A 22,795-nucleotide genomic window follows, 5' to 3' on the forward strand; every position below is an offset into this window, starting at 1 on the left:
TGGAAAAACGCGCGACGAGACCTGTCCACAAAGCACGTTATCACCCCCACCTGTGCTTTGAATGGTTGTTAAGCTCAAGTTGTGCCAAAGATTCTCACCATCGCCGCCCTGCAATTGCTCGACACCTCCGGACGCATCCTCTTGGTGCGTAAACAGGGCACCGTGATGTTCATGCAGCCTGGTGGCAAGCTCGAACCCGGCGAAAGCCCGATGGCCGCGGTATTGCGCGAAGTCCAGGAGGAACTGGGGCTGACCTTCGCCCCAGGCCAGGTCGAATCCATGGGCCTGTGGAAGGGCCCGGCGGCCAACGAGGCCGACACGGATATCCACGCGCACCTCTTCGGGGCATGCACTTCCGACACGCCCAGGATCCAGGCCGAGATCGAACAGATGCTCTGGGTCGACCCGGCGGCGGCACTCACCCGCGGCGACATCGCCCCGCTGCTGCGGGACAAGGTGCTGCCGGGATTGCTGGGCCGCTGAGCCCGGCGATCACTGCGCGAACTGGGTGTCGTGCAGCTCGGCGTAGCGCCCGCGCACGGCCATGAGCTCGGCGTGGGTGCCGCGCTCGGCGACCCGCCCGTCCTCGATGACCAGGATCAAATCCGCCGAGCGGATGGTGGAGAGCCGGTGGGCGATCACCAGCGCGGTGCGGTTCTGCAGGGCCTCGGCCAGGGCCGCCTGCACGGCGGCCTCGTTGGCGGAATCCAGCGCCGCGGTGGCCTCGTCCAGGATGACCACCTGCGGGGCGGCCAGCAGCAGCCGGGCGATGGTCATGCGCTGGCGTTCCCCGCCCGAGAGCCGGTAGCCGCGCTCCCCCACCACGGTGTCCAGCCCGTCGGGCAGCGCCGAGATGGTCGGTTCCAAGCGTGCCCTTTCCAAGGCCTGCCAGATCTCCGCGTCGCTGGCCTCGGGCTTTGCCAGGCGCAGGTTCGAGCCGATGGTCTCATGGAAGAGGTGCCCGTCCTGGGTGACCATCGAGACCGTGGAGCGCAGCGAGTCGAGCTTGAGCTTGCGGATGTCGACGCCGGCCAGTTGCACGCTGCCCGAATCCACGTCGTACAGCCGCGCCAGCAGCGAGGCGATGGTGGACTTGCCGGCGCCCGAGGAACCGACCAGGGCCACCGTGGACCCTGCGGGGATTTCGAAGTCGATGCCGTGCAGCACCGTTTCCCCTCCCCGGGTGTCGAGCACCGAGACGTCCTCCAGCGAGGCGAGGGACACCTTTTCGGCGCTGGGGTAGGCGAAGGAGACGTTGGTGAATTTCACCGACACCGGACCGGGATCCAACACACGGGCGTCGGGTGCATCATGGATCAGCGGCTTGAGGTCGAGGATCTCAAAGACCCGGTCGAAGCTGACCAGCGCGCTGGTGATCTCCACCCGGGCATTGGCCAGGGACGTCAGCGGGGCGTACAGCCGGGTCAGCAGCATGCCAAGGACCACCACGTCGCCGGCTGCCAGCTCCCCGCGCATGGCGTAGACCCCGCCCAGCCCGTAGACCAGGGCCAGGGCCAGCGCAGCCACCAGGGTGAGCATGGCGACGAAGAAGAACTGGCGCATGGCCATCTTCACCCCGATGTCCCGCACCCGTCCGGCGCGCAGCCCGAATTGCGCCGATTCCTCGGCCGGGCGGCCAAAGAGCTTGATCAAGGTGGCGCCGGGCGCGGAGAAGCGTTCGGTCATCTGGGTGCCCATGGACGCATTCAGGTCCGCCGATTCCCGGCGCAGCAGAGCAATGGACTTGCCGAAGTGCCGGGCCGGGAGCAGGAAGATCGGCAGCAGCACCAGCGCCAGCGCGGTGACCTGCCAGGAGGTGGAGAACATGACCCCGGCGGTGAGCACCAGGGCCACGGTGTTGGACACAAGTCCCGAGAGCGTGCCGGCGAACGCGGACTGGGCGCCGATCACGTCGTTGTTCAGCCGGCTGACCAGTGCGCCGGTGCGGGTGCGGGTGAAGAAGGCCACGGGCATCTTCTGCACGTGGTCAAAGACCGCGGTGCGCAGATCGAAGATGATTCCCTCTCCCAGACGCGAGGAATACCAGCGCACCACCAGCGAGACGATGGCATCGGCGACGGCCACGATCGCGATGATCCCGGCCACCTTCAGCACCACCTGGACCCCGGACTGGGCCACGATGGCATCGACCACGCGCCCGGCCAGCACCGGGGTGATCACCGCCAGCACCGCGGAGAACACCGAGAAGAGCACGAAGACCAGCAACCTGTTCTTGTAGCTCGCCGCAAAGGACAGCACCCGTCGCGGGGTCGTGTCCGCGTAGGCCTTGCCCTTGTCTCCGGACATCCGCCACAGCGAATGCCAGGCCGCGTTTTCCATGCTCATGAGGTGTTCTCTACATCCTGCAGTGGTCCATCGATGCCCTGCCGGGATTCCGGCGGCACCTCAATGAACGATCTTAGTCTGCGGGCTGGTGGCCCACTGTAGTGCCAACCGATTCGAGGGCGGGATTCTTCCCGGTTCCGCCCTCGGCTGGAATCGCGGAGGCGTTCATGCGCAGCTTCGGCCGGGGCGGGCCGAGCGTGGCCGGGCACATGGCGGCCGGCTGATCGCGATCAGCCGGCAATCATGCCCGGCCCGGTGGCCGGGATCCCGACATGCCGCCGCACCAAGATGACGGAAAGGGTCCGGCACCGGGACGGGATCGGACCAGCATTCCCGATGAATGGGCTTGCCGGCGCGGCGCCTGCCGGCCGGCGCCGGCTCAGCCGACCGTTACGGCGTCCTCGTCGAACATCCGCGCGGCCTCGCGGGTATGCGGCACGAAGCGCACCGTGATGGCCTTGAACCCGGGGGTGTTGGACTCGCGGGCCACCAGATCCCGGTGCACCAGCGCGTTTGCCTCCGGGAAGTAGGCCGCGGCGCAGCCCTTGGCGGTCGGGTACGAAACCAGCCGGAAGCGGTTGGCGCGGCGCTCGGTGCCGCCAAAGGTGGAGATCACATCGACCAGGGACTTGTCCTCCAGGCCCAGCTCGAGAAGGTCCGCCGGGTTGATGAGGATGACCCGGCGCCCGTCCTTGATGCCGCGGTACCTGTCATCGAGCCCGTAGAACGTGGTGTTGTACTGGTCGTGGGACCGCATGGTCTGCAGGATCAGGTGCCCTTCCGGGGCCGAAAGCGCCTCGAAGGGCGAGACGGTGAACCTGCCCTTGCCGATGTCGGTGGCGAAGGATCGGGTGTCGCGCGGCGGGTTGGGCAGCACGAAGCCGTTGCGCCCGCGAACCCGGCGGTTGAAGTCCTCGAAGCCCGGCAGCACCCGGGAGATGTGGTCGCGGATGACGTCGTAGTCATCGGCCATTCCCTTCCAGTTGACCACGTGGTCCTCGCCCAGGATGGCGGTGGCCATGCGGGCGACGATGACAGGTTCTGCCATCAGGTGCTCGGAGACCGGCTTGAGCCGGCCCTGGGTGGAGTGGACGACGGACATGGAGTCCTCCACGGAGAGGAACTGGGGTCCGCCGGGGTGCTTGTCGTCGCGGTCGGTGCGGCCCAGGGTCGGCAGGATCAGCGAGGTCTGCCCGTGCACCACGTGCGAGCGGTTGGGCTTGGTGGAGATGTGCACGGTCAGCTTGGCCCGCTGCATGCCGGCCTCCAGGGCCTCGGTCTCCGAGTTGGCCAGGGCGAAGTTCCCGCCCATGGAGACGAACACGTCGACGGTGTCGTTTTCGAAGGCCACCAGTGCCTCGGTGGAGTCGTAGCCGTGGGCGCGCGGGGAGTCGATCTTGAACTCCGCATCCAGTGCCGCCAGCAGCCCCTCGCCGGGCTTCTCCCAGATGCCCATGGTCCGGTCTCCCTGGACGTTGGAGTGCCCGCGCACCGGGCAGGCGCCGGCGCCGGGCTTGCCGAAGTTGCCCTGCAGCAGCAGCAGGTTGATGATTTCCTTCAGCGTCGGCACCGAGTGCGGCTGCTGGGTCAATCCCAGGGCCCAGCAGAAGATCGAGGCCTTGGACTTGATGAGCAGGTTGGCCACGGTGGTGATCTGCGCGCGGGTCAGCCCCGTCGCTTCCTCGGTCGCTTCCCAATCCAGGGTGGCACGGGCTTCCTTGTAGGCGTCGTAGCCGTCGGTCACCGAGTCGATGAATGCCGCGTCGATCACGGTGCCGGGGTTCTTGGCCTCGGCCGTCAAAAGCAGGTGGCCGAAGGCCTGGAAGAGCGCCAGGTCCCCGCCGACCTTGATCTGCAGGAAGTGGTCGCTGATGTCATCGGCCTTGCCGAGCATGCCGCGCACGGCCTGCGGGTCCTTGAACCCGAAGAAGCCGGCCTCCGGCAGCGGGTTCACCGCAACGATGTGTGCCCCGCGCTTGCGCGCATCGGCCAGGGCCGAGAGCATCCGCGGGTGGTTGGTGCCGGGGTTCTGGCCGATGACGAAGATCAGTTCGGCGTGCTCGAAGTCCTCCAGGGAGACGGTGCCCTTGCCGATGCCGATGGTGGGGTTCAGCGCGGAGCCGGAGGATTCGTGGCACATGTTCGAGCAGTCCGGCAGGTTGTTGGTGCCCAGGCTCCGCGCCAGCAGCTGGTACATGAACGCTGTCTCGTTGGCCGTGCGGCCCGAGGTGTAGAAGACGCATTTGTCCGGGGTGGTGGCGTTGACGTGCTCGCCGATGGTCGCGAAGGCGCGGGCCCAGGTGATCGGCGTGTAGTGGGTTTCGCCCTCGCGGATGATCATCGGTTCGGTGATCCGGCCCTGTGAGCCGAGCCAGTACTCTGTCTTCTCGCGCAGCACGCTGATCGGGTGCTTGGCCCACCACTCGGGGGTGACGGTGCGGGCACTGGCCTCCTCGGCGATGGCCTTGGCGCCGTTTTCGCAGAACTCGGCGGGCTTGCGGGCCCCGGTGATGGACTCGGGCCAAGCGCAGCCCGGGCAGTCGAAGCCGCCGCGCTGGTTGATGCGCAGCATCGAGCGCAGGGTCCGGCTCACCCCGGCCTCGGAGAACCCGCGTTCCAGGGACACCATCACGGCCTTGACCCCGGCCGCACTGCGTTTTGGCTCGGTGACTACCAGGTCGTCTTCATTGATATCCTGCGTTGGGGCTGGCCGATGCATGTGTCCTCCACGTTCAACAACGGTATCGCGGACCGCGGCCGCTCGCGTGCCCTGACGGGGAAACCCGGTTCCGGATGGTTCCTAGGAACCGGATCCAACCCTGTCGGCATGCGTATATATGTTTACCGTACTACCCCGGGAGAATGCAGCAAGCGTCAACCCGGTTTCATCGGCCAGTTCCACTGCCAGCGAAGAAGGGGCACTGACGGCCGACAGCACCGGAATCCCGGCCATCGCGGCCTTTTGCACCAGCTCGAACGAGGCCCTCCCGGAGACCTGCAGGACGGAGTCATGAAGCGGTAATTTATGCTCGCGCAGCGCCGCGCCGACAACCTTGTCCACGGCGTTGTGCCGCCCGACGTCCTCGCGCAGCACCAGCAGTTCCCCGGAGGTGGTGAACAGGCCTGCGGCGTGCACTCCCCCGGTGGCGGAGAACAGTTCCTGGGCGTCGCGCAGGGTGTCGGGCATCTTCAACAGCGTCTGGACCGGCAGGTGGCCGCGGGCCGGATCCAGCGGGTAGGAGGACTTCTTGGCGACCTCGTCGATGGAGTTGGTCCCGCAGATCCCGCAGGCCGAGGAAGTCACCACGTTCCGTGCCGCAGACAGGTCCGGGGCCTGGGCCCCGAAGCCGAGCTGCACGTCAATGACGTTGAAGGTTTGGTTGCCCTCCTCGTCGGTGCCGGCGCAATAGCGCATGGACAGCAGGTGTTCGGTGCGGCTGATGATGCCCTCGGCCAGCAGGAACCCGGCAACCATGTCGAAGTCGTCGCCCGGGGTCCGCATGGAGGTCGTGAAGGAGGTTCCGTTGAAGCGTATTTCCAGCGGTTCCTCGACGGCCAGCTTTTCCTCGCGGGCAATCCGGGCCCCGTCCAGCGTAGCCCGGGTGATGCGCCTGCGGACTATTTTCCGTCCCATGTCCTTCTCTTGCCTTTCCGGCCTTGGCTGTTGGTCTTGCGTGTTTTCGGTCCCGGCTACCACGGTAACCGAAGGTAGGAAACCGGCGCACCGGCACTTGCGCCGTCCGGCCCGACCACCAGGATCGCATCGGCCGCGGCCAGCCCGCGCAGCATCGCCGGGGAGACATGCTCCGCCGGGGCCAGGGCATCGGGCCCGGCGGAACCGGGGATCCAGCGGGCCGGGACCAGGCGGGTGCGCCCGGGCAGCGGAGCGAAGTCCGCGGCGCAGATCGCGGTGCGCAGCCTGGCCGGTTCGCGACCCGTGGCCCCGCGCAGCATCGGGTCAAGCAGCGTGGCCACGGCCATGAGCGCGGCCAACGGGTTTCCGGGCAGGGCGACCAACAGGCGGTTTCCGGGCAGCCTTGACAGCATCGATGGGTGGCCCGGGCGCATGGCGATGGAAGGGACCACTTCCGTCCCGCCCACTTCGCGAACTGCGGCGCGCACGAAGTCCCGATCGGAGAACCCGGTGCCGCCGGTGGTGACGATGATGTTCGCCGCCCGGGCCGACGCCGAGTCGATCGCCGCCACCGTGGCTTCGAGGCTGTCCCCGATGCGCACCGCGCTGCCGACCGTGCCGCCCAGGGCGGCCACGACCTGCGGCAGCACCGGGGAGAATCCGTCGCGGACCTGTCCGGGGGCCGGATGCCCCACGGCGATGACTTCGTCGCCGGTGAACACCAGGTGCACCGACGGGGTTGCCGCCACCAGCAGTTCGTCGTGGCCGGAGACCGCGGCCGTGGCGATCACCCCTGCCCGCAGCGTCATTCCGGCTCGGGCCAGCAGCTCGCCCTTGGCGGCTTCGGTTCCGGCCGGGCGGATGTCCGCGCCGAGGCGCAGCTGGCGGTCGCCGTGGAGCAGCCCGCCCTCCAGCCGGGAGTGCTCGACGCGCAGGATCGCGGTGGTGCCCTCGGGGACCAGCGACCCGGTGACCACCGCGGTTGCCTCCGAGGGTGCGAGCACCAGGTTTTCGCCCGCGCCCGGGTTGCCGGCCTGCGCCCTGAGCAGCTGCCAGGGTCCCGGTCCGTTGACCGCGTAGCCGTCCATGGCGGAGGTCGCGCAATGCGGCATCGGGTAGGCGGTCACCAGGTCGGCGGCGAGGATCCGTCCTGCGGCAAGGTGCAGGGGAACGGTTTGGGGGGCGGCGGCGATCCGGGTGCCCAGCCGGTGGGCATCGGTGCGGGCGCCGTCCCAGGAATGGTCTTTCAACGGGGCGCGGCTCAGGCGTCGTCGGTGGAGGCGGGGTGTGCCGCCAGCACGGTCCGTGCCAACGAATCGGCCGACTCCATCGCCGGTTTCATGCCGGACTGTCCGCTGCCCACGGCAAGGCCTGCCGCATAGCCGGCCAGGTAGGTGGTCAGCGGGGCGGCGGGGCGGATGATGGTGTGCGCGGCAACGCCGGCCAGCGAGAGCACCTGGTCGATGTCGATTTCGGTGTCGGTGAGTTCATACGCCGCCAGGAGTTCCCTGACCCATTGATCGAGCTGGGCTTCCGGCATGGTGCATTCTCCTTGTCAGTGGCCGTTGGCCACCGCTATCCCGTGCCGCCCGGCATCCCCGGGCGTATCGATGTCGCTGAAGTCCGCGTCGGGAAGCTTCAACCGTTCCATCTGCACTGTAGCAAGCAGACGCATCATTGACGCATTCTCGAGGCTTCCGCGGGGTTCGGAGGCCCGGGTGATGGCTTCGCGCAGGGACGAGGTGAGGACCGCGCAGGAGAGAGTCTGCAGCACCCCCGAGGCATCCTGGGGTACCCATGCCTCGGTTCCCGGAACCGGGTGGTCGGTGGCGGCCAGCAGGGCCGCGACCACCGGGCCCGGGTCCAGGAGATCGGAGGCCAGCACGACGGTCAGCTCGGAGGCCTCGTTTTCGCGCTGCGCGCTTTCGTCGTCGGGTCCGTCGTCCAGGGCGGCCCGTCCGGCGGCGACCGCCGCGGCGGGACCGGCAAAGGTTGGATATTCCCGGGTGATGACCACTCGCTGGTGGTCCGGGGCGCCGTCCATGTACCGGGTGACGGCTTCGGCCAGGGCGTGGGCGCCGACCACGGCGATGGCCTGGGCGTCACGGACGGCGTTGAGCGAATGCTCCAGCAACGTCTCGCCGCGGTGTTCAAGAAGGGGCTTGCTGACCCCGCCAAGCCGGGACCCACGGCCACCGGCCACGATGATCGCATCGAATTTCATGCTGCACTCCGTAAGAAGGGACTCCAAGCCTCTGCGGGGCGTTCCAGTTCGGTGATGAACCACTGGGCGCCTCGCGGTCGGCTCGGGGCGAACCGCAGCTTCCAGCCCAGCTGTGCCAGCGTCCGGTCTCCCTTGGCGCTGTTGCAGCCCTGGCATGCCGCTACTAAATTCTCCCATGAATCCTCGCCGCCGCGGCTCCGCGGCACGATGTGGTCGATCGTGTTGGCGCTTCGTCCGCAGTATGCGCAGCGGTGCCCGTCGCGGCGCAGCACCCCGCGGCGCGAGACGTTGACGACGGAGCGGTACGGCAGGCGGATGTAGCGGTTCAGCAGGATCACCGTGGGTCTGGGCACCACCTGGTTGACCCCGACGACCGGGTCCCGGTCGTCATCGGCAAGGACGGTGGCCTTCCCGGTGAGGACAAGGAGAAGTGCCCGGCGGAAGGTGATGACCGCCAGCGGTTCAAATCCTGCATTCAGTACAAGGGTTCGCATGTGCGCATCCTTTGATCCTGACCCGGCGCAACAGAGGGACCCGTCCACGACGGAAATCCCTCACGGTGGCGCACGCGGCACTCGGCTTTGGCTCCTGTGCCCTAGCCTAAGACAATGGATCACTGTTTTGCTCGCATTTGCCGGCAACTGGTTCAAAAATCCACCGGAAATTTGCCCTCAGTACACCCCTGCAAGGGTGTTCCGACCGTTCCCGGGAGCACTGGCGAGGGCGTCGCGGGCCGTCCTTGCCGTCCCGGACGGGCCCTGCTGGCGGCATTAACCACAAAGGCCCCCGTCGATCCTTGCGGATCGCCCGGGGGCCTTGGAACGCTTGAGCTTAGCCCTTGAGGGTGTAGTACCCGTAGAGCGGGTTGCGGGTCACGTCGTGAAGGATCGTGTCGACGGTCGGGTTCTGTGCACCGATCATCTTGCCGCCACCGAGGTAGATGCCGACGTGGCCGCCACCGTTCTGGAACACCAGGTCGCCCGGCTTCGGGCTGGAGGTGCGAACGAACTGGCCCGAGCCACGGATGGCCGAGGTGCCGCGGGCGATGTTGATGCCGTGCTGTGCGTAGACGTACTTGACGAAGCCGGAGCAATCCCAGCCCGACGGGGTGCTGCCGCCCCATACGTAGGGAACGCCCACGTACTTGGCAGCGGTTGCCGCGATGCCAGAGAGGTTGGCGGTGTTGACCGAGTCGCTTTTGACCTTGGGTGCCGAGGCGGTGGAGTCTGTGGTGCCGCGGTTCGAGCGGGTTACCGGCGCAAAGGCGTCGGCATTGCTGGAACGCGTCGAGGAAGTGGTGGAGCGCGGGGTGACCTCGTTGGCCACGGCGATCACGACGGGAGCCGGAGCCGGCTTGGAGGTGAACGCTGCGCGCTCGATGTTCAGGTCCTTGGCACGTTCGGTCGAGACCGAGACGGCCTTGACGGCTACGCGCTCTGCGGAAAGGCCCTCAACGGGGACGGCGCTTGCTTCGCGGGATACGTTGCCCTGGGCTGCGGGAACGCCCAAGGTCAAAACGAGACCTGATGCGGCTGCAATGACTGCGGCCTGGCGGCCAACCGACCCAGCGTTCGAGGCTACGGCCTTCGAGATGGATTCTAGCGGGTTGGTCCGAACCGGGGTCGCGCGGTGGCGGCCCAATGCTTGACGTGTAGTCACGTAGTAATGCCTCTCCTGATGCCTGCGAGGTGAGCTGTCGGGTTCGAGTGGGAGTCACTCGGCAATCCGGCCGCCAGGCCGAACTACTTAACCCCAAGGCTTCCTGGTGTGGAAACCGAAAGTGGGTCCCCCGCCACTGCCAAACGAGTTTTTGAACGGACACCGTGGGCTGGCAGTGCTCGGCACTTCCCACGGCGGTGATCAGGGTTGGTCCCTGAGCACTTACTTAGAATATATGAAGCGAATCCAAAAGTCACGTTCCGGTCACGGAACGGTGACAATTGTCGTTATAACCAGCCTTCGGGGTTTACCCACTTGCCGTTGACGATGACCTCGAGGTGCAGGTGGGGGCCGGTTGAGTTGCCCGTGCTGCCACTGAGCGAGACAATTTCTCCACGCTTGACCTTTTGCCCCACGGTGACCTTCAAGGACGAGTTGTGGTTGTAGCTGGTGTGCAAGCCGTTCCCGTGGTCGATCTCCACGCGGAAGCCGGAGTGGCCCGCCCAGGCTGCCTGCACGACGGTGCCGGCGGCGGCGGCCTTGATCGGCGTACCCATGGGAACTGCGTAGTCCAGTCCGTTGTGGTTCATGTAGCCGGGGCCGGTCGGGTTCTTGCGGTGGCCGAAGCGCGAAGTCAGTCGAATGCTGTCCACCGGCTGGGCAAGTACACCGCTCGTGGCGATCTTGGTGACATCCCCGCCTGCGGCGGTCATGACCGTTGCCAGCTTGTCTTCCTTGGTGAATTCGCTGGTCAGCGAGGCACGCTCGATCTTGACCTCGTCACCGGTCGGTGCCTGGACATCAACCACGACCGACTGGGCGACGCGCTGGGCGTCGGCGACGGCGCTCTCGGGCTCCTGCCCGGGAGATGCGGCGGCGAAGGCCAGGCCGGAAACGGCGGCAACCGCGGCGATCTTGTGCGTGAACCCCAGGCGGGTGCGCTGCGGCCGGGGAGCGAACTTGATGACATTGTCGAGCTCGTCGGCTTCGGCCGGGGCGACCATCGGGGCCACGGGTGCGGCCAGGGCCACGGGGATCTCGGTGGCTGCAATGGCTGCCGCGTCCGGGGACGCGCCGTAGCGCAGGCCCGCATCGAAGCGGCGGCCGGTGTACTGCAGGGAACCAATGGCCTCGACGGCTTCCGGAACCACGCTCAGTGCGCGGCGGCCGGGACGTCGGGAAGTGTTTTCGCCGCTCAGGGCGGTGTCTACGATCTGCTCCAATGAGCCTTCAGCAGGCAAAGCATCAACGGGTCCGGTCGCACGGCGGCGGCCGGAAGTGTGCTGCTGAGTCAAATGGTCAACCTCTCATGTATCGCCTGCGAAGTTAGCTGTCGGATTCGAGTCATGAGATCAACTCGGCCGAGCCCACCTAGGCGGACTCAACTTCACCCCAAGATCCATGGCCAATGGCCGGGAACGGTTGAAATGGGTCCTCCGCCCCTACCGGGAATTCTTGCTCCTGGATCCGCCGGTAGGGTTATGCGAACCGGATCAGGACTGGATTGCCTAAGTGCAACCCAACGAGAAACCCTACCGGGGTTTATGCCAAAGTTACAATTCCGTTATCAATCCATGCGGCGGACAAACACATGGGCGCTGACTTCGGTCGGAAGCTCCAGCGCACCCTCGATGCCCTCGACCCGCACCACCACGTACTCCCCGGCCCTTTCGAGGGTGACTAGGGCACCTGGGCGGATGCCTCCCTCATCGAGCTGCACCAGCAGCTCGGGTTCCACCTGGATGGTTTCGGCCAGGCGCTCGATGCGGACCGGGCCCACGTTGCCGTCCAGCAGGGCCGAATCGAGATTTTGGACACTCACGGAGATCTCGGCCAATCCTGGCCCTCCCAGCGCCTCGAGCCCCGGGATCGGGTTGCCGTACGGGGAAGCCGCCGGGTGGCCCAGCAACTTGTACAGCCGCTGCTCCACGCGCTCGCTCATCACGTGCTCCCAGCGGCAGGCCTCCTCATGGACGTACTCCCACTCCAGGCCGATCACGTCGGCCAGCAGGCGTTCGGCCAGGCGGTGCTTGCGCATCACGCCGGTGGCGACTTCCGCACCATGCTCCGTCAGTTCGAGGTGACGGTCGGTGGTGACCACGACCAGCCCGTCGCGCTCCATGCGGGCCACCGTCTGCGAAACCGTGGGCCCCGAGTGCCCCAGGCGCTCGGCAATACGTGCGCGCAGGGCGATGATGCCCTCCTCCTGGAGTTCCAGGATGGTACGCAGGTACATTTCGGTGGTATCGATCAGGTCTGACACGTTTGCAGCTCCCGCATGGGTTGATTTTTACAAGAGATCACTACGCTTCCCACTCTACCTGCGTTCACATTTCCGACTCGCTATTACGCATTGGGCGTCCGAGTGCGGGATTATTGAACCACTGGGCATCCCCGAATCGCATCAGACAGCGGATGCGAGGGTGTCAAAGCGTAAAACCCCCCTTATGAGGAGCAACATGAGCACCGGCCTGACTATTCCCCAAGAACTCTTGCCCGTGGACGGCCGATTCGGTGCCGGACCTTCCAAGGTCCGCCCCGAACAGGTCCAGGCACTGCTCGAGGCAGGCACTCAGCTCTTGGGCACCTCGCACCGCCAGGCCCCCGTGAAGAACCTGGTCCGCGAGATCCAGGAGGGCCTCAAGGCCTTCTTCAACGCCCCGGCGGACTACGAAGTGGTCCTTGGCGTTGGCGGGTCCACCGCATTCTGGGACATCGCCGCATTCGGCCTGGTCCGCGACAAGGCCCAGCACCTGTCCTTCGGCGAGTTCGGCTCGAAGTTCGCCGCGGCGACCAACAAGGCACCGTTCCTGGAGCCGTCTTCGATCATCACCTCCGAGCCCGGCTCCCGCCCGGTTCCCGTGGCCGAGGTTGGCGTGGACGTATACGCTTGGCCACAAAACGAGACCTCCACGGGCGTTGCCGCCCCGGTGCACCGCGTTGAAGGCGCCGACGAGGGCGCCCTGGTCGTCATCGACGCGACCTCCGCCGCCGGCGGACTGGATGTGGATGTCTCGCAGGCCGATGTGTACTACTTTGCCCCGCAGAAGAACTTCGCCTCCGACGGCGGCCTGTGGATTGCGCTCTTCTCCCCGGCGGCAATTGCCCGCGCCGAGGAAATTGCCGCCTCCGGACGCTGGATCCCGGACTTCCTGAACCTGAAGACGGCGATCGACAACTCACGCCTGAACCAGACCTACAACACCCCGGCACTGTCCACCCTGGTATCGCTCAACGCCCAGGTGCAGTGGCTCAATGCCAACGGCGGCCTGAAGTTCGCCGCAGCACGCACGGCCGACTCTGCTTCCCGCATCTACGACTGGGCCGAGGCCTCCGAGGTCGCCACCCCGTACGTCGTCGCACCCGAGGATCGCTCCAACGTCATCGCCACGATCGACTTCGACGATTCGATCGATGCCGCCGCGGTGGCCAAGACGCTGCGTGCCAACGGCGTGGTGGACGTGGAGCCGTACCGCAAGCTGGGCCGCAACCAGCTGCGCGTGGCAACGTTCGTGGCCATCGAGCCCGAGGATGTCTCTTCGCTGCTCAAGTGCATCGAGTACGTGCTGAAGAACAGCTAGGTTCTTCGCGAAGCATCCGGGCGGCGCCCCGGCACGGGTCAACACCACGTGCCGGGGCGCCGCCCTTTTGGCGTGGATTCCAAAGCCAACGGGCAACCCTTGCAAGGCCCGCCGCGCACGGGAAAGGGGGCCGGCGGTGACCAGTTCACGGTCGTCGCCAGCCCCCTTCAACATTCAGGGGACCAGTCCCCTGGTTGTCTATTCGACTACTTTGCGTCCGGGTCTTCGGAATCCTGCGCTTCGGCGTCGGCATCCTCGGTCGTTGCCGACTCGTCGGTCGCCTCGCCGCCCGTGGGTGCCTCGGCCTCGGCATCGGCATCGCCGGCTTCCCCACCCGGAGCCTCGATGCCGGCTTCTGCGGCAGCGGCCTCCTCGGCGGCGCGACGCTCGGCGTCCATTTCCTCCGGGCGGACGCGTTCGGCCCAGGGAACCCAGGCCGGGGCCAGCAGTGCGTCCTCGCCGGGAAGGATCCCGACCTCGCACACCGTGATGTCCTTGGCCTGGGCGCGCGGGATGCGGGTCAGCGTCGCGAACCAGCTCCATCCCTCGTAGCCGATGCGCAGCGACTCAAAGCGGTGGGTCACCAGGCGTTCGCCGTCGTTGACCGCCTCAAGGTACTCGCCAATCATCGCTTCGTCGGTGATCTCCAGCAGCGCGGCGCGTGCCTGGTCAACGGCCTTGGCCAGGGTTGTGTCCAATATCGGTTTGCGTGCCATGTGATCAGGCGTCCAAGTCGTCGGCTACGGCGCGCAGCACGGCTGCAATCTTGGCGCCATGGGCTTTTTCCGGGTAGCGGCCGTGGCGCAACCCGTTGGAGACAGAGTCGAGCACCTTGATGAGGTCCTCGATCAGCACTGCGGTGTCAACGGCCGGCTTGCGCTTGGCACGGGCCACCGAGGGTGCATCGTCGAGGATGCGCACGCTGAGCGCCTGCGCGCCCTTGCGCCCCTCGGCAATGCCGAATTCCATGCGTGTGCCTGCGCGCAGCTCGGTCACGCCCGCGGGCAACGCCGAGGCGTTCAAATACACTTCCTGGCCCTCGTCGGTTACCAGGAACCCGAACCCCTTGGAGGGTTCGTACCATTTCACTTTGCCGGTTGGCACGTCTAGCTACCTCGTCCTTGCGTCACAATGGGCCAACCGCGGGGGTCGAAAACCGTTCCGCGTTCCCATTTTCTGGCGATCTCCCGGCGCGAAACCACACAACCCGGCCCCGATGGGGGCTTGTGGGCGGGCTCTTGCGTCCGGGGAAGTCTATATCTTCTAGGGTACGACATCAGCGCCTTGCCCCCTTCCATGGCCGGGGACCGATCCCGATGTGGCTCTTTGCCCGGTGCGCGGTAGTTTTAAGGGGTGAACACCACCGCCCCGACCCCGGCTTCCCAGCGCATCCTGACCTTCCTATCCGGAGGCATCGCGATCGTCTCGCTGGCAGCGCTGGCAGTGATCCTCATCCAGTACATGATGCAGGTCGCCCCGGCGCCGGCATTCTTGGCGGTTGCGCTCTACGGCTTGCCGGTGGCCTTCATCCTGCTCATGGTGGTCCTGGTGCTGAACTTCCGCGAGCGACGCCGCTCCCGCTAGCGCCGCACGCCCTGCGCTTCGGGGCCCGTCTCCGGCAAGTTCCGGGTGCCTTGGCGGCGTTCGTGCTGCCAAGGACCCTTGCATGCACAACGAACACACAGGGTTCTTACAGATAGCGGTTGCAGACTGGTACCCATGAATGCCAAAACCCCCGAAGCAAAGCTCCTGGTCGTCGACGACGAACCAAACATCCGCGAATTGCTTTCCACCTCCCTGCGCTTTGCAGGCTTCGAGGTGGTTGCGGCGGCGAACGGCCGCGAGGCCCTGGCTGCCGTGGAGGCAGAGACCCCTGACCTTGCGGTGCTCGATGTGATGCTCCCGGACATGGACGGCTTCACCATCACCCGCCGCCTGCGCGCCGCGGGCAAGCACTTCCCCGTGCTGTTCCTCACCGCACGCGACGACACCGAGGACAAGGTCACCGGGCTGACCGTCGGCGGGGACGACTACGTCACCAAGCCCTTCAGCCTCGACGAGGTCGTGGCCCGCATCCGCGCGGTGCTGCGCCGCACCCAGCCGGCCGAGGAGGACAGCGCGGTCATCCGCGTCGATGACCTCGAGCTGGACGACGACGCGCACGAGGTCCGCCGCTCCGGCGAGGTCATCGAGCTCTCCCCCACGGAATTCAAGCTGCTGCGCTACCTGATGATGAATCCCAACCGGGTGCTGTCCAAGGCGCAGATCCTTGACCACGTCTGGGAATACGACTTCAACGGCGACGCCTCCATCGTGGAGTCATACATCTCCTACCTGCGCCGCAAGATCGACTCCAGGCCCGAGTGGCCCTCGCTGATCCAGACCAAGCGCGGTGTCGGCTACCTGATGCGAACCGCCGACCGCCGCTAAGACGAAAGACCGGTTCCCCCACGTGGAAAGCGCCCGCAGGTTCTGGCGACAGGTGTCGCTGCGCACCAAGCTCGTGGCCCTCATGAGCTCGTTGATGATCCTGGGGATCGTGGTCACCGCGGTCGGCTCGGCCCAGTCCCTGCGGCTGATGCTCACCGCGCAGCTGGACACCGATTTGAAGTCCAACACCGCCACGATCACCGCCACGATGCTCAACGACTATGCGGGCATCGCCTCCATCAACCCCAAGTCCAACGGGCTTGCCCGGTTCTACGGGGACTTGCGCAACGAGTCCGGGGACATCCTCTACACCATGCCGCGCAAGGCGGCCGCGGACAACAAGCCGCTGGATGCCCCGGACGTCAATGCCCAGGCCCTTGACCGGCTGCGCGAGGAACCCGCCGCCTCGCTGACGGTGCGCGGCACCAAGCTCGGCTCGGCCGGCTGGCGGGTGCGCATCGTGGATCTGCCGCGCACCGACTACGACCTGATCTATGCGCTGCCGATGACCTCGGTGCAGGACACCGTCACCAAGGCCACGATGCTGGTGATGTCCACCGGCATGCTCGCCACGCTGCTGATGTCGATGATCGCCTACGGGATCACCACCCGGGCCCTGCTGCCGCTGCTGCGCGTCGAACGCACGGCCGCTGCCATTGCCGCCGGGGACCTCTCCCGGCGTGTGGAGGACTATCCGCCGGAGACCGAGGTCGGGCGGCTCTCGCGCTCGCTGAACGCGATGCTGGCGCACATCGAGCACGCCTTCCGCGGCCGTGCGGCCTCCGAGCGCAAGATGCGCCGCTTCATCCAGGACGCCTCGCACGAGCTGCGCACCCCGCTGGTCACCATCCAGGGGTATTCGGAGTTCTACCGGCAGGGCGGGCTGAACGACCCGGAGATGCTGCGCACCGCAATGGGGCGGATCGAGGCCGAGTCCAAGCGCATGGCCCAGCTGGTCGAGGACCTGCTGACCCTGGCACGGCTGGACGAGCAGCGCCCGCTGGAGCGCAAGCCCATCGACCTGCTGCTGCTGGCCGGGGACGCCGCCGAGGATACCCGGGTCAACGCCGTGGACCGCAGGGTGCGGCTGATCGGCCTGGACGGCGGGGCCCCGCAACCGGCGCCCACCAGCGGGGACGAGGCCCGACTGCGCCAGATCGTGGCCAACCTGATGACCAACGCCCTGCGCTACACCCCCGAGGGCACCGACATCGAGATCGCGGTGGGCGTCAAGCCCGTCATCGACGGACGCTCGGATGCGGTGCTGGAAATCCGCGACCACGGGCCGGGCATCTCGGAGGAGGACGCGGGCCGGGTGTTCGAGCGCTTCTACCGCGCCGATTCCTCCCGCCAGCGCGAGACCGGCGGCACCGGGCTGGGCCTGGCCATCGTCGCGGCGATCGCCGCGCAGCACGACGGGTCCATCAGGCTCAGCGACACCCCCGGCGGCGGGGCGACCATGTCGATCCACCTGCCCTACGTCGCACCCGAGGACGAGCCAGAGGACGACGATCAGGACTAGGCCCACGCTCCCCACGCGTTATCCACACCCCGTTGCGGCCCTGCCCGCAGCGGGGTGTGCCGCTTCTAGCCTGAAGACGGAAGCACGCAGCGAATGCACCGGCGCGCTTCCCGCCGGGAACCGACAGGGCGAACCCCGTTTGCGCGGCCCCGGCGCCACGGAACCAATTGCACGGGAGTGAAAAGCAACATGAGCACGTTTGCCGCCAACACCAACGAGATGCAGGCCCGGTCCATGAACCTGCATGCCACCATCGAGCGCGTCCGGGCGGAGGTGAATTCGCTGACCTCTTCGCTGCAGGACCTGCAGGGCACCTGGCAGGGTGCGGCCTCGGCCAATTTCCAGTCAGTGGTCGCCGACTGGCGCAACACCCAGGCACGCGTGGAGGAATCGCTGTCCTCCATCGGCACCGCGCTGAACCGTGCCTCGGTGCAATACGACGAGGCCGAGGCCGCCAACGCCTCGCTGTTCACCTACTGAGGCCCTCGGGTGCCGGAGCCGGTGCGTGGTCCGGGCGCGTATTAGTCTGGGGACGTGTCCATCCTCATTGATCCCCCGTCGTGGCCGGCCCACGGAACGTTCTTTTCGCATCTTGTCTCCGATGTGTCCCTCGGCGAGCTCCATGGCTTTGCCCGGGCCCAGGGCCTGCCGGAGCGCGCCTTCGACCGCGACCACTACGACGTGCCGCAAAGCCGCCACGCCGACCTGGTCGCGGCCGGGGCACTCCCGCTCCCGGCCACCGAGCTGGTGCGACGGCTGATTGCCTCCGGGCTGCGGGTGCGCGCCAAGGAGCGCCCCGAACGCCTCGACGCGGTGCTGCTGGCCCGCTGGGAGTCGCTGGGGCTCGGCGCACCGGGACTGGGGCGGGAGCTGCTCGCCCGCTGGTCCGAGGACCAGCGGATCTACCACGACCGGGCCCACCTGCTGGCGGTGCTCACGGCCCTGGACGCCCTGGCCGGTCCGCACCGGCAGGACGCCGGCCACCTGCCGGTTTACCTGGCCGCGTGGTTCCACGACGCCGTGTACCGGGGCACGGCAACCGACGAGGAGGATTCCGCCGCGCTGGCCGCCCAACTGCTGCCGGGCGCTGGTGTTGCCTCACCGGTGGTGGACGAGGTGGTTCGGCTCGTCCTGTTGACCACGACCCACAAGCCCGCACCCGGGGACCACGTCGGGGCGCTGCTCTGCGACGCGGACCTCGAGGTGCTGTCCCGCAGCGTCGCGGCCTACCGCCGTTACGCCGCGGCGGTGCGCCGCGAATATGCCCACGTCCCGGACGCCGACTTCGCCCGCGGACGTGCCGCGATCCTGCGTGGGTTGCTGGCGGGCGGGTCGCTGTACTCCAGCGACCGCGGCCGGGAATTGTGGGAGGAACGGGCCCGGGCGAATCTGGAGGCCGAGCTTACCGAGCTGGAGCCCATGGGTCCATAGGTTCGGGCCGAAACAGCGGAACCGGGCTACGCACGCAGCGCCTGGACCCAAAGGGATTCATGGTCCTTCACGAACCGCGTGGCCCGCGCCCAATGTTCCCCATGCCCGTCCACGAACATCCGTCCCCAGGGCTGGACATCGCCGCGATGGGATTCGCGCAGGAAGTCATGCATGGCCTGTGTACGCGCTCCCATGGCCCGCGGCAATGCGGCACGCAACCCTGCAGCGGCGCCGTAGCCCTCGATGACCAATACGCGCAACCGGGCTGCCGCCGCGCCGGGGTCCTGGCCGTCATTGAGGAAGGCAAAGGACTGGGCAGCGTAGGCGAGGTCCCACAACCGAGTGCTTGGTCCTGCCCCGTCCCAGTCGATGAAGGCCAGGCGCTCCCCGGCAATCAGGTTCCACGGGGCGAGGTCGTTGTGGCAGACCAGTTCCGGTCTCTCGGCCGGGATCAATGTGTTCCAGATGTCGTCCGGCGACCGCTCGAAGCTTTCGGCGGCGTCATGGATCCGTCGTATCCGGCGCCCGACCTCTTCCAGGACCTCCAACGGCAGGGGCCGGTCATGAGGTGCCGGGGTCCCAGGCACGAATTCAACCACTTGCCGGCCCTGTGCGTCGGTGCCCAAAGGCTGCGGGACGTCGGTGAGGCCCTGCTCGCGGAGGTGGGCCATGAACCTCTGTACCGAGGGAGTGCTTTCAAGCCAGGGCTTGCGCACCGTCATGCCGATGCGCAGCACCTCCCCTGAAGCGTTCCCGCCGGCCAGCGGCTCTTGGATTTTCGGCATGGCCCCATCGTAATCCGGCACCGGCGCGCACCGCCCCCTCGTTAACGCCGAGGGCCGCCCTCCCGTGCGGCGAACCTCCTTCCGCAAGGGAAGTGGTGCACCGCCGGGAAAGCGGCCCGTGGTTTTGGCTGGTGAAGCCTACGCGCTAGGCGCGGGGTGTGGCAGGGGGATTAGAATCCGCCCATGCCGCCCATGCCACCCATGTCGTCGCCGCCACCGACTGCTGCGCCGGCCGGAACCGGCTTGTCAGCAACAACGGCTTCGGTGGTGAGGAACAAGCCGGCGATGGAGGCAGCGTTCTGCAGTGCAGAGCGGGTCACCTTTACCGGGTCGTTCACGCCGGCTGCGAGGAGGTCCTCGTAGACGCCGGTTGCAGCGTTCAGGCCGTGGCCTGCAGGCAGGCCCTTGACCTTGTCGGCAACAACGCCCGGCTCCAGGCCGGCGTTGAAGGCGATCTGCTTCAGCGGTGCTTCGATGGCAACGCGCACGATGTTTGCACCGGTTGCCTCGTCGCCTTCGAGCTTCAGCTTGGCGAATGCGACGGCACCGGCCTGGATGAGGGCCACGCCGCCACCGGCGACGATGCCTTCCTCGACTGCTGCCTTGGCGTTGCGCACTGCGTCTTCGATGCGGTGCTTGCGCTCCTTGAGCTCGACCTCGGTTGCGGCACCGGCCTTGATGACTGCAACGCCGCCGGCCAGCTTGGCCAGGCGCTCCTGCAACTTCTCGCGGTCGTAGTCCGAATCGGAGTTCTCGATCTCGGCGCGGATCTGGTTGACGCGGCCGGCGATCTCCTCGGCGTCGCCTGCACCCTCGACGATGGTGGTCTCGTCCTTGGTGACAACGACCTTGCGGGCGGAGCCCAGCAGGTCGATGGTGGCGTTTTCGAGCTTCAGGCCGATTTCCTCGGAGATGACCTGGCCACCGGTGAGGATGGCGATGTCGGCCAGCATGGCTTTGCGGCGGTCGCCGAAGCCCGGTGCCTTGACGGCGACGGACTTGAACAGGCCGCGGATCTTGTTCACGATCAGGGTTGCAAGGGCTTCGCCCTCGATGTCCTCAGCGATGATCAGCAGCGGCTTGTTCGACTGCATGACCTTCTCAAGGATCGAAACCATATCCTTGACATTGGTGATCTTCGAGTTGGCGATCAGGATGTACGGATCCTCAAGGACCGTTTCCTGGCGCTCGTTGTCGGTGACGAAGTAGGCCGAGATGTAGCCCTTGTCGAAGCGCATGCCCTCGGTGAGCTCAAGCTCGAGTCCGAAGGTGTTCGACTCCTCGACGGTGATGACACCTTCCTTGCCGACCTTGTCCAGTGCCTCGGCGATCAGGGCGCCGATTTCGTTGTCGCCGGCGGAGATCGATGCGGTGGCAGCGATCTGCTCCTTGGTCTCGATTTCCTTGGCGGAAGCCAGCAGCTCAGCGGTGACCGCCTCGACTGCCTTCTCGATGCCGCGCTTCAGGGACAGCGGGTCGGCGCCGGCAGCAACGTTGCGCAGGCCTTCCTTGACCAGGGCCTGGGCCAGAACGGTTGCGGTGGTGGTGCCGTCGCCTGCGACGTCATCGGTCTTCTTGGCAACTTCCTTGACGAGCTCCGCACCGATCTTCTCGTACGGGTCCTCGAGCTCGATCTCCTTGGCAATGGAGACACCGTCGTTGGTGATCGTGGGGGCGCCCCACTTCTTTTCCAGAACAACGTTGCGACCACGCGGGCCAAGGGTGACCTTGACGGCGTCGGCCAGGATGTTCAGGCCGCGCTCAAGGCCTCGGCGTGCTTCCTCGTCAAATGCAATGATTTTGGCCATAGCGGCTTATGTCCTTTCGGGACGTTCATGCGTATCTACGACCTGAGGCAACGCCCGCGACGGACGAAGAATCCACGATGTCATGGGACGATCGCAAAAGCTTCTCGCTGCCTTGGTCAAGGACTCACTCAAACAACACCCCGAAACCGCACGGATCCGGTCGAAACTTCGATCGAATTAGCAGTCGGGACGTGTGAGTGCTAATACAAATCTTGGCACTCAACCACCCGGAGTGCAAGCTGTGGGTCTTTGCCGACAGCGTAGTTCGCCGCGCTTCGGCCTAGCGGTAGTTGCTTCCCAGCACGATGGCGATATTGCCCGGGATGTTTGTGCTCTGCATGATCGAGCCGATGCCCAGTTCCCCGGCAGCTGCCTCCGCGGTGGCCCGCTGGGTCTCGGATCGGTAGTAGACCGTGGAGTAGGTGACCTTCTTGGTCCAGTTCGATGCCGAGACATTGCTGAACCCGGCATTCAAGAGCTCGGTGCGGGCCTGTCCGGCAAGGCCGCCGACCTTCGCCCCGTTGTAGACGCCCATGACCATGGTCGTGTCGACGTCCGCCGGCAGCCCGCTTGCGCTGGCGTCGGTGGACCCGGAAGCCGCGCTCGACTCGGCGGGGTCCGTGGAGCCGCTTTCGGAGGGCATTTCGCTGGGATCCTCGGTGGCGGTCGGCGACTCGGAGGCATCCGAGGAAGCCGGGGCCGAAGTAGTGCTCGAGGAGCTCGCGGCCACCGGTGCGGGGTCGTTCGAGGTGCCCATGAGCTTGGGCAGGACCATGAAGGAGAAGAGTCCCACCACCAGGGCAAGCACCCCGAAGACCATCAGCCAGCGCAACCCGGATCGGGCTCCGCCCACGGATGCGGCGGCAGCCCAGCCGTTTTCGCGGTGCGAGCCGCTACGGTTGCTGAACTCAGGGACGCGATCAAATTCATCGCGCGGATAGTTGGTCATGCCCGTCCTCGGTGATGTGTCGTGCAATGTGGGCATGCGCGGGTGCAGGAACACAAGCGCTTCCGGGCCCCGAAACGCCCGACGTGCGTTGCAATCATGCCTCGGATTCGAGCCGTTTCGCCGACCGAGCGCGATGCCTCGTCGTTCGTAGTCTACGCAATCGCTTGACCAGCATGGGGTCATGGGCCAGCGCAGCGTCCGTGTCGATCAGCGTATTCAACAACTGGTAGTAGTTGGTTGGCGAGATGGAAAACATCTCCGAGATGGCTTGCTCCTTGGCGCCGGCATACTTCCACCATTGGCGTTCCAGTGCGAGAATCCGCTGGGAACGCTCGTCCAGCTCGCTGGATTCATCGAGCTCAAACTCGAGCCCAAGTGCCTCGGATGACATTGCACTTCCCTCAACAATCCAGTTCCCGGTCCACG

General features: G+C 66.6%; 23 protein-coding genes and 2 riboswitches. Of the genes, 7 read left to right on the top strand and 16 right to left on the bottom strand.

What is annotated here, in order from left to right; translation table 11 throughout:
- The first annotated feature begins 81 nt into the window (after nucleotides 1–81).
- Complete coding sequence (locus JOF46_RS21315) at nucleotides 82–483, top strand: NUDIX hydrolase (RefSeq protein ID WP_209911217.1); 402 nt, start codon at nucleotides 82–84, stop codon at nucleotides 481–483.
- A gap of 9 nt (nucleotides 484–492) precedes the next feature.
- Here the strand turns inward: JOF46_RS21315 and JOF46_RS21320 are convergent, their stop codons facing one another.
- From JOF46_RS21320 to JOF46_RS21365, 10 genes are all read right to left on the bottom strand, one after another.
- The gene (locus JOF46_RS21320; RefSeq protein ID WP_209911220.1) at nucleotides 493–2,346 is read right to left on the bottom strand and encodes an ABC transporter ATP-binding protein; all 1,854 of its coding nucleotides are present in this window, start codon (nucleotides 2,344–2,346) and stop codon (nucleotides 493–495) included.
- Nucleotides 2,347–2,725: 379 nt separating this feature from the next.
- Nucleotides 2,726–5,065, bottom strand: a complete 2,340-nt coding sequence (locus JOF46_RS21325; RefSeq protein WP_209911223.1) for an FdhF/YdeP family oxidoreductase — start codon at nucleotides 5,063–5,065, stop codon at nucleotides 2,726–2,728.
- Nucleotides 5,066–5,146: 81 nt separating this feature from the next.
- Nucleotides 5,147–5,980, bottom strand: coding sequence for a formate dehydrogenase accessory sulfurtransferase FdhD (fdhD, locus tag JOF46_RS21330; protein WP_209911226.1), 834 nt, complete (start codon nucleotides 5,978–5,980; stop codon nucleotides 5,147–5,149).
- Between the two features lie 56 nt (nucleotides 5,981–6,036).
- Entirely contained in the window at nucleotides 6,037–7,230 is a 1,194-nt protein-coding gene (locus tag JOF46_RS21335) for a molybdopterin molybdotransferase MoeA (RefSeq protein WP_209911229.1), read from the bottom strand.
- An 11-nt stretch (nucleotides 7,231–7,241) separates the two neighbouring features.
- A complete protein-coding gene (locus JOF46_RS21340) occupies nucleotides 7,242–7,520 on the bottom strand; it encodes a DUF6457 domain-containing protein (protein ID WP_209911231.1) in 279 nt (92 codons plus the stop codon).
- A gap of 15 nt (nucleotides 7,521–7,535) precedes the next feature.
- The gene (mobA, locus tag JOF46_RS21345) at nucleotides 7,536–8,204 is read right to left on the bottom strand and encodes a molybdenum cofactor guanylyltransferase (protein ID WP_209911234.1); all 669 of its coding nucleotides are present in this window, start codon (nucleotides 8,202–8,204) and stop codon (nucleotides 7,536–7,538) included.
- Nucleotides 8,201–8,698, bottom strand: a complete 498-nt coding sequence (locus JOF46_RS21350) for an HNH endonuclease (RefSeq protein WP_209911237.1) — start codon at nucleotides 8,696–8,698, stop codon at nucleotides 8,201–8,203. The genes mobA and JOF46_RS21350 overlap by 4 nt, the downstream gene beginning before the upstream one ends.
- Nucleotides 8,699–9,035: 337 nt before the next feature.
- Complete coding sequence (locus JOF46_RS21355; RefSeq protein ID WP_245348218.1) at nucleotides 9,036–9,713, bottom strand: C40 family peptidase; 678 nt, start codon at nucleotides 9,711–9,713, stop codon at nucleotides 9,036–9,038.
- A 155-nt stretch (nucleotides 9,714–9,868) separates the two neighbouring features.
- Nucleotides 9,869–10,023: riboswitch (cyclic di-AMP (ydaO/yuaA leader) on the bottom strand.
- A gap of 127 nt (nucleotides 10,024–10,150) precedes the next feature.
- A complete protein-coding gene (locus JOF46_RS21360; protein WP_245348219.1) occupies nucleotides 10,151–11,086 on the bottom strand; it encodes a M23 family metallopeptidase in 936 nt (311 codons plus the stop codon).
- Nucleotides 11,087–11,162: 76 nt separating this feature from the next.
- A riboswitch (cyclic di-AMP (ydaO/yuaA leader) is annotated at nucleotides 11,163–11,346 on the bottom strand.
- Between the two features lie 84 nt (nucleotides 11,347–11,430).
- On the bottom strand, nucleotides 11,431–12,126 hold the full coding sequence (locus JOF46_RS21365) for an iron-dependent transcriptional repressor DtxR (RefSeq protein ID WP_209911246.1): 696 nt from the start codon (nucleotides 12,124–12,126) through the stop codon (nucleotides 11,431–11,433).
- A 196-nt stretch (nucleotides 12,127–12,322) separates the two neighbouring features.
- Here JOF46_RS21365 and serC point away from each other — a divergent pair, with 196 nt between their 5' ends.
- Nucleotides 12,323–13,444, top strand: a complete 1,122-nt coding sequence (gene serC, locus JOF46_RS21370) for a phosphoserine transaminase (RefSeq protein WP_209911250.1) — start codon at nucleotides 12,323–12,325, stop codon at nucleotides 13,442–13,444.
- A 206-nt stretch (nucleotides 13,445–13,650) separates the two neighbouring features.
- Here serC and JOF46_RS21375 read toward each other — a convergent pair whose 3' ends face one another.
- Together JOF46_RS21375 and JOF46_RS21380 are read right to left on the bottom strand one after the other, a co-directional pair.
- A complete protein-coding gene (locus tag JOF46_RS21375; RefSeq protein WP_209911252.1) occupies nucleotides 13,651–14,160 on the bottom strand; it encodes a DUF3027 domain-containing protein in 510 nt (169 codons plus the stop codon).
- A 4-nt stretch (nucleotides 14,161–14,164) separates the two neighbouring features.
- The gene (locus tag JOF46_RS21380) at nucleotides 14,165–14,548 is read right to left on the bottom strand and encodes a cold-shock protein (protein WP_071216363.1); all 384 of its coding nucleotides are present in this window, start codon (nucleotides 14,546–14,548) and stop codon (nucleotides 14,165–14,167) included.
- Between the two features lie 249 nt (nucleotides 14,549–14,797).
- On the opposite strand from JOF46_RS21380, the gene JOF46_RS21385 reads away from it, so the two are divergent.
- From JOF46_RS21385 to JOF46_RS21405, 5 genes are all read left to right on the top strand, one after another.
- Nucleotides 14,798–15,028, top strand: coding sequence for a hypothetical protein (locus tag JOF46_RS21385; RefSeq protein WP_209912140.1), 231 nt, complete (start codon nucleotides 14,798–14,800; stop codon nucleotides 15,026–15,028).
- Nucleotides 15,029–15,163: 135 nt separating this feature from the next.
- Nucleotides 15,164–15,874: a response regulator transcription factor gene (locus JOF46_RS21390; protein WP_071216365.1), complete on the top strand. Its 711-nt coding sequence runs from the start codon at nucleotides 15,164–15,166 to the stop codon at nucleotides 15,872–15,874.
- 22 nt (nucleotides 15,875–15,896) lie between these two features.
- A complete protein-coding gene (locus JOF46_RS21395; protein ID WP_209911254.1) occupies nucleotides 15,897–17,396 on the top strand; it encodes a sensor histidine kinase in 1,500 nt (499 codons plus the stop codon).
- 189 nt (nucleotides 17,397–17,585) lie between these two features.
- Entirely contained in the window at nucleotides 17,586–17,876 is a 291-nt protein-coding gene (locus JOF46_RS21400; RefSeq protein ID WP_113762778.1) for a WXG100 family type VII secretion target, read from the top strand.
- A 54-nt stretch (nucleotides 17,877–17,930) separates the two neighbouring features.
- A complete protein-coding gene (locus JOF46_RS21405; protein WP_209911256.1) occupies nucleotides 17,931–18,827 on the top strand; it encodes a DUF4031 domain-containing protein in 897 nt (298 codons plus the stop codon).
- A 26-nt stretch (nucleotides 18,828–18,853) separates the two neighbouring features.
- Here JOF46_RS21405 and JOF46_RS21410 read toward each other — a convergent pair whose 3' ends face one another.
- The 4 genes from JOF46_RS21410 to JOF46_RS21425 form a co-directional block, all read right to left on the bottom strand.
- Nucleotides 18,854–19,612, bottom strand: coding sequence for a phosphotransferase enzyme family protein (locus JOF46_RS21410; RefSeq protein ID WP_209911261.1), 759 nt, complete (start codon nucleotides 19,610–19,612; stop codon nucleotides 18,854–18,856).
- Nucleotides 19,613–19,782: 170 nt separating this feature from the next.
- The gene (gene groL, locus JOF46_RS21415; RefSeq protein ID WP_209911264.1) at nucleotides 19,783–21,420 is read right to left on the bottom strand and encodes a chaperonin GroEL; all 1,638 of its coding nucleotides are present in this window, start codon (nucleotides 21,418–21,420) and stop codon (nucleotides 19,783–19,785) included.
- Nucleotides 21,421–21,700: 280 nt separating this feature from the next.
- Nucleotides 21,701–22,369, bottom strand: coding sequence for a LytR C-terminal domain-containing protein (locus JOF46_RS21420; RefSeq protein ID WP_209911267.1), 669 nt, complete (start codon nucleotides 22,367–22,369; stop codon nucleotides 21,701–21,703).
- Nucleotides 22,370–22,463: 94 nt separating this feature from the next.
- Nucleotides 22,464–22,760, bottom strand: coding sequence for a DUF3263 domain-containing protein (locus JOF46_RS21425; protein ID WP_113762781.1), 297 nt, complete (start codon nucleotides 22,758–22,760; stop codon nucleotides 22,464–22,466).
- Nucleotides 22,761–22,795 lie beyond the last annotated feature (35 nt).

The sequence above is a fragment of the Paeniglutamicibacter psychrophenolicus genome, from assembly GCF_017876575.1.
In the GTDB taxonomy this organism is placed as follows: domain Bacteria; phylum Actinomycetota; class Actinomycetes; order Actinomycetales; family Micrococcaceae; genus Paeniglutamicibacter; species Paeniglutamicibacter psychrophenolicus.

Excerpts from the sequence above, each read along its gene's own strand:
- JOF46_RS21320 (WP_209911220.1), bottom strand. The coding sequence starts at position 2,346 with ATGAGCATGGAAAACGCGGCCTGGCATTCGCTGTGGCGGATGTCCGGA.
- JOF46_RS21325 (WP_209911223.1), bottom strand. The coding sequence starts at position 5,065 with ATGCATCGGCCAGCCCCAACGCAGGATATCAATGAAGACGACCTGGTA.
- fdhD (WP_209911226.1), bottom strand. The coding sequence starts at position 5,980 with ATGGGACGGAAAATAGTCCGCAGGCGCATCACCCGGGCTACGCTGGAC.
- JOF46_RS21340 (WP_209911231.1), bottom strand. The coding sequence starts at position 7,520 with ATGCCGGAAGCCCAGCTCGATCAATGGGTCAGGGAACTCCTGGCGGCG.
- mobA (WP_209911234.1), bottom strand. The coding sequence starts at position 8,204 with ATGAAATTCGATGCGATCATCGTGGCCGGTGGCCGTGGGTCCCGGCTT.
- JOF46_RS21350 (WP_209911237.1), bottom strand. The coding sequence starts at position 8,698 with ATGCGAACCCTTGTACTGAATGCAGGATTTGAACCGCTGGCGGTCATC.
- serC (WP_209911250.1), top strand. The coding sequence starts at position 12,323 with ATGAGCACCGGCCTGACTATTCCCCAAGAACTCTTGCCCGTGGACGGC.
- JOF46_RS21375 (WP_209911252.1), bottom strand. The coding sequence starts at position 14,160 with ATGGCACGCAAACCGATATTGGACACAACCCTGGCCAAGGCCGTTGAC.
- JOF46_RS21390 (WP_071216365.1), top strand. The coding sequence starts at position 15,164 with ATGAATGCCAAAACCCCCGAAGCAAAGCTCCTGGTCGTCGACGACGAA.
- JOF46_RS21400 (WP_113762778.1), top strand. The coding sequence starts at position 17,586 with ATGAGCACGTTTGCCGCCAACACCAACGAGATGCAGGCCCGGTCCATG.
- JOF46_RS21410 (WP_209911261.1), bottom strand. The coding sequence starts at position 19,612 with ATGCCGAAAATCCAAGAGCCGCTGGCCGGCGGGAACGCTTCAGGGGAG.
- groL (WP_209911264.1), bottom strand. The coding sequence starts at position 21,420 with ATGGCCAAAATCATTGCATTTGACGAGGAAGCACGCCGAGGCCTTGAG.
- JOF46_RS21420 (WP_209911267.1), bottom strand. The coding sequence starts at position 22,369 with ATGACCAACTATCCGCGCGATGAATTTGATCGCGTCCCTGAGTTCAGC.
- JOF46_RS21425 (WP_113762781.1), bottom strand. The coding sequence starts at position 22,760 with ATGTCATCCGAGGCACTTGGGCTCGAGTTTGAGCTCGATGAATCCAGC.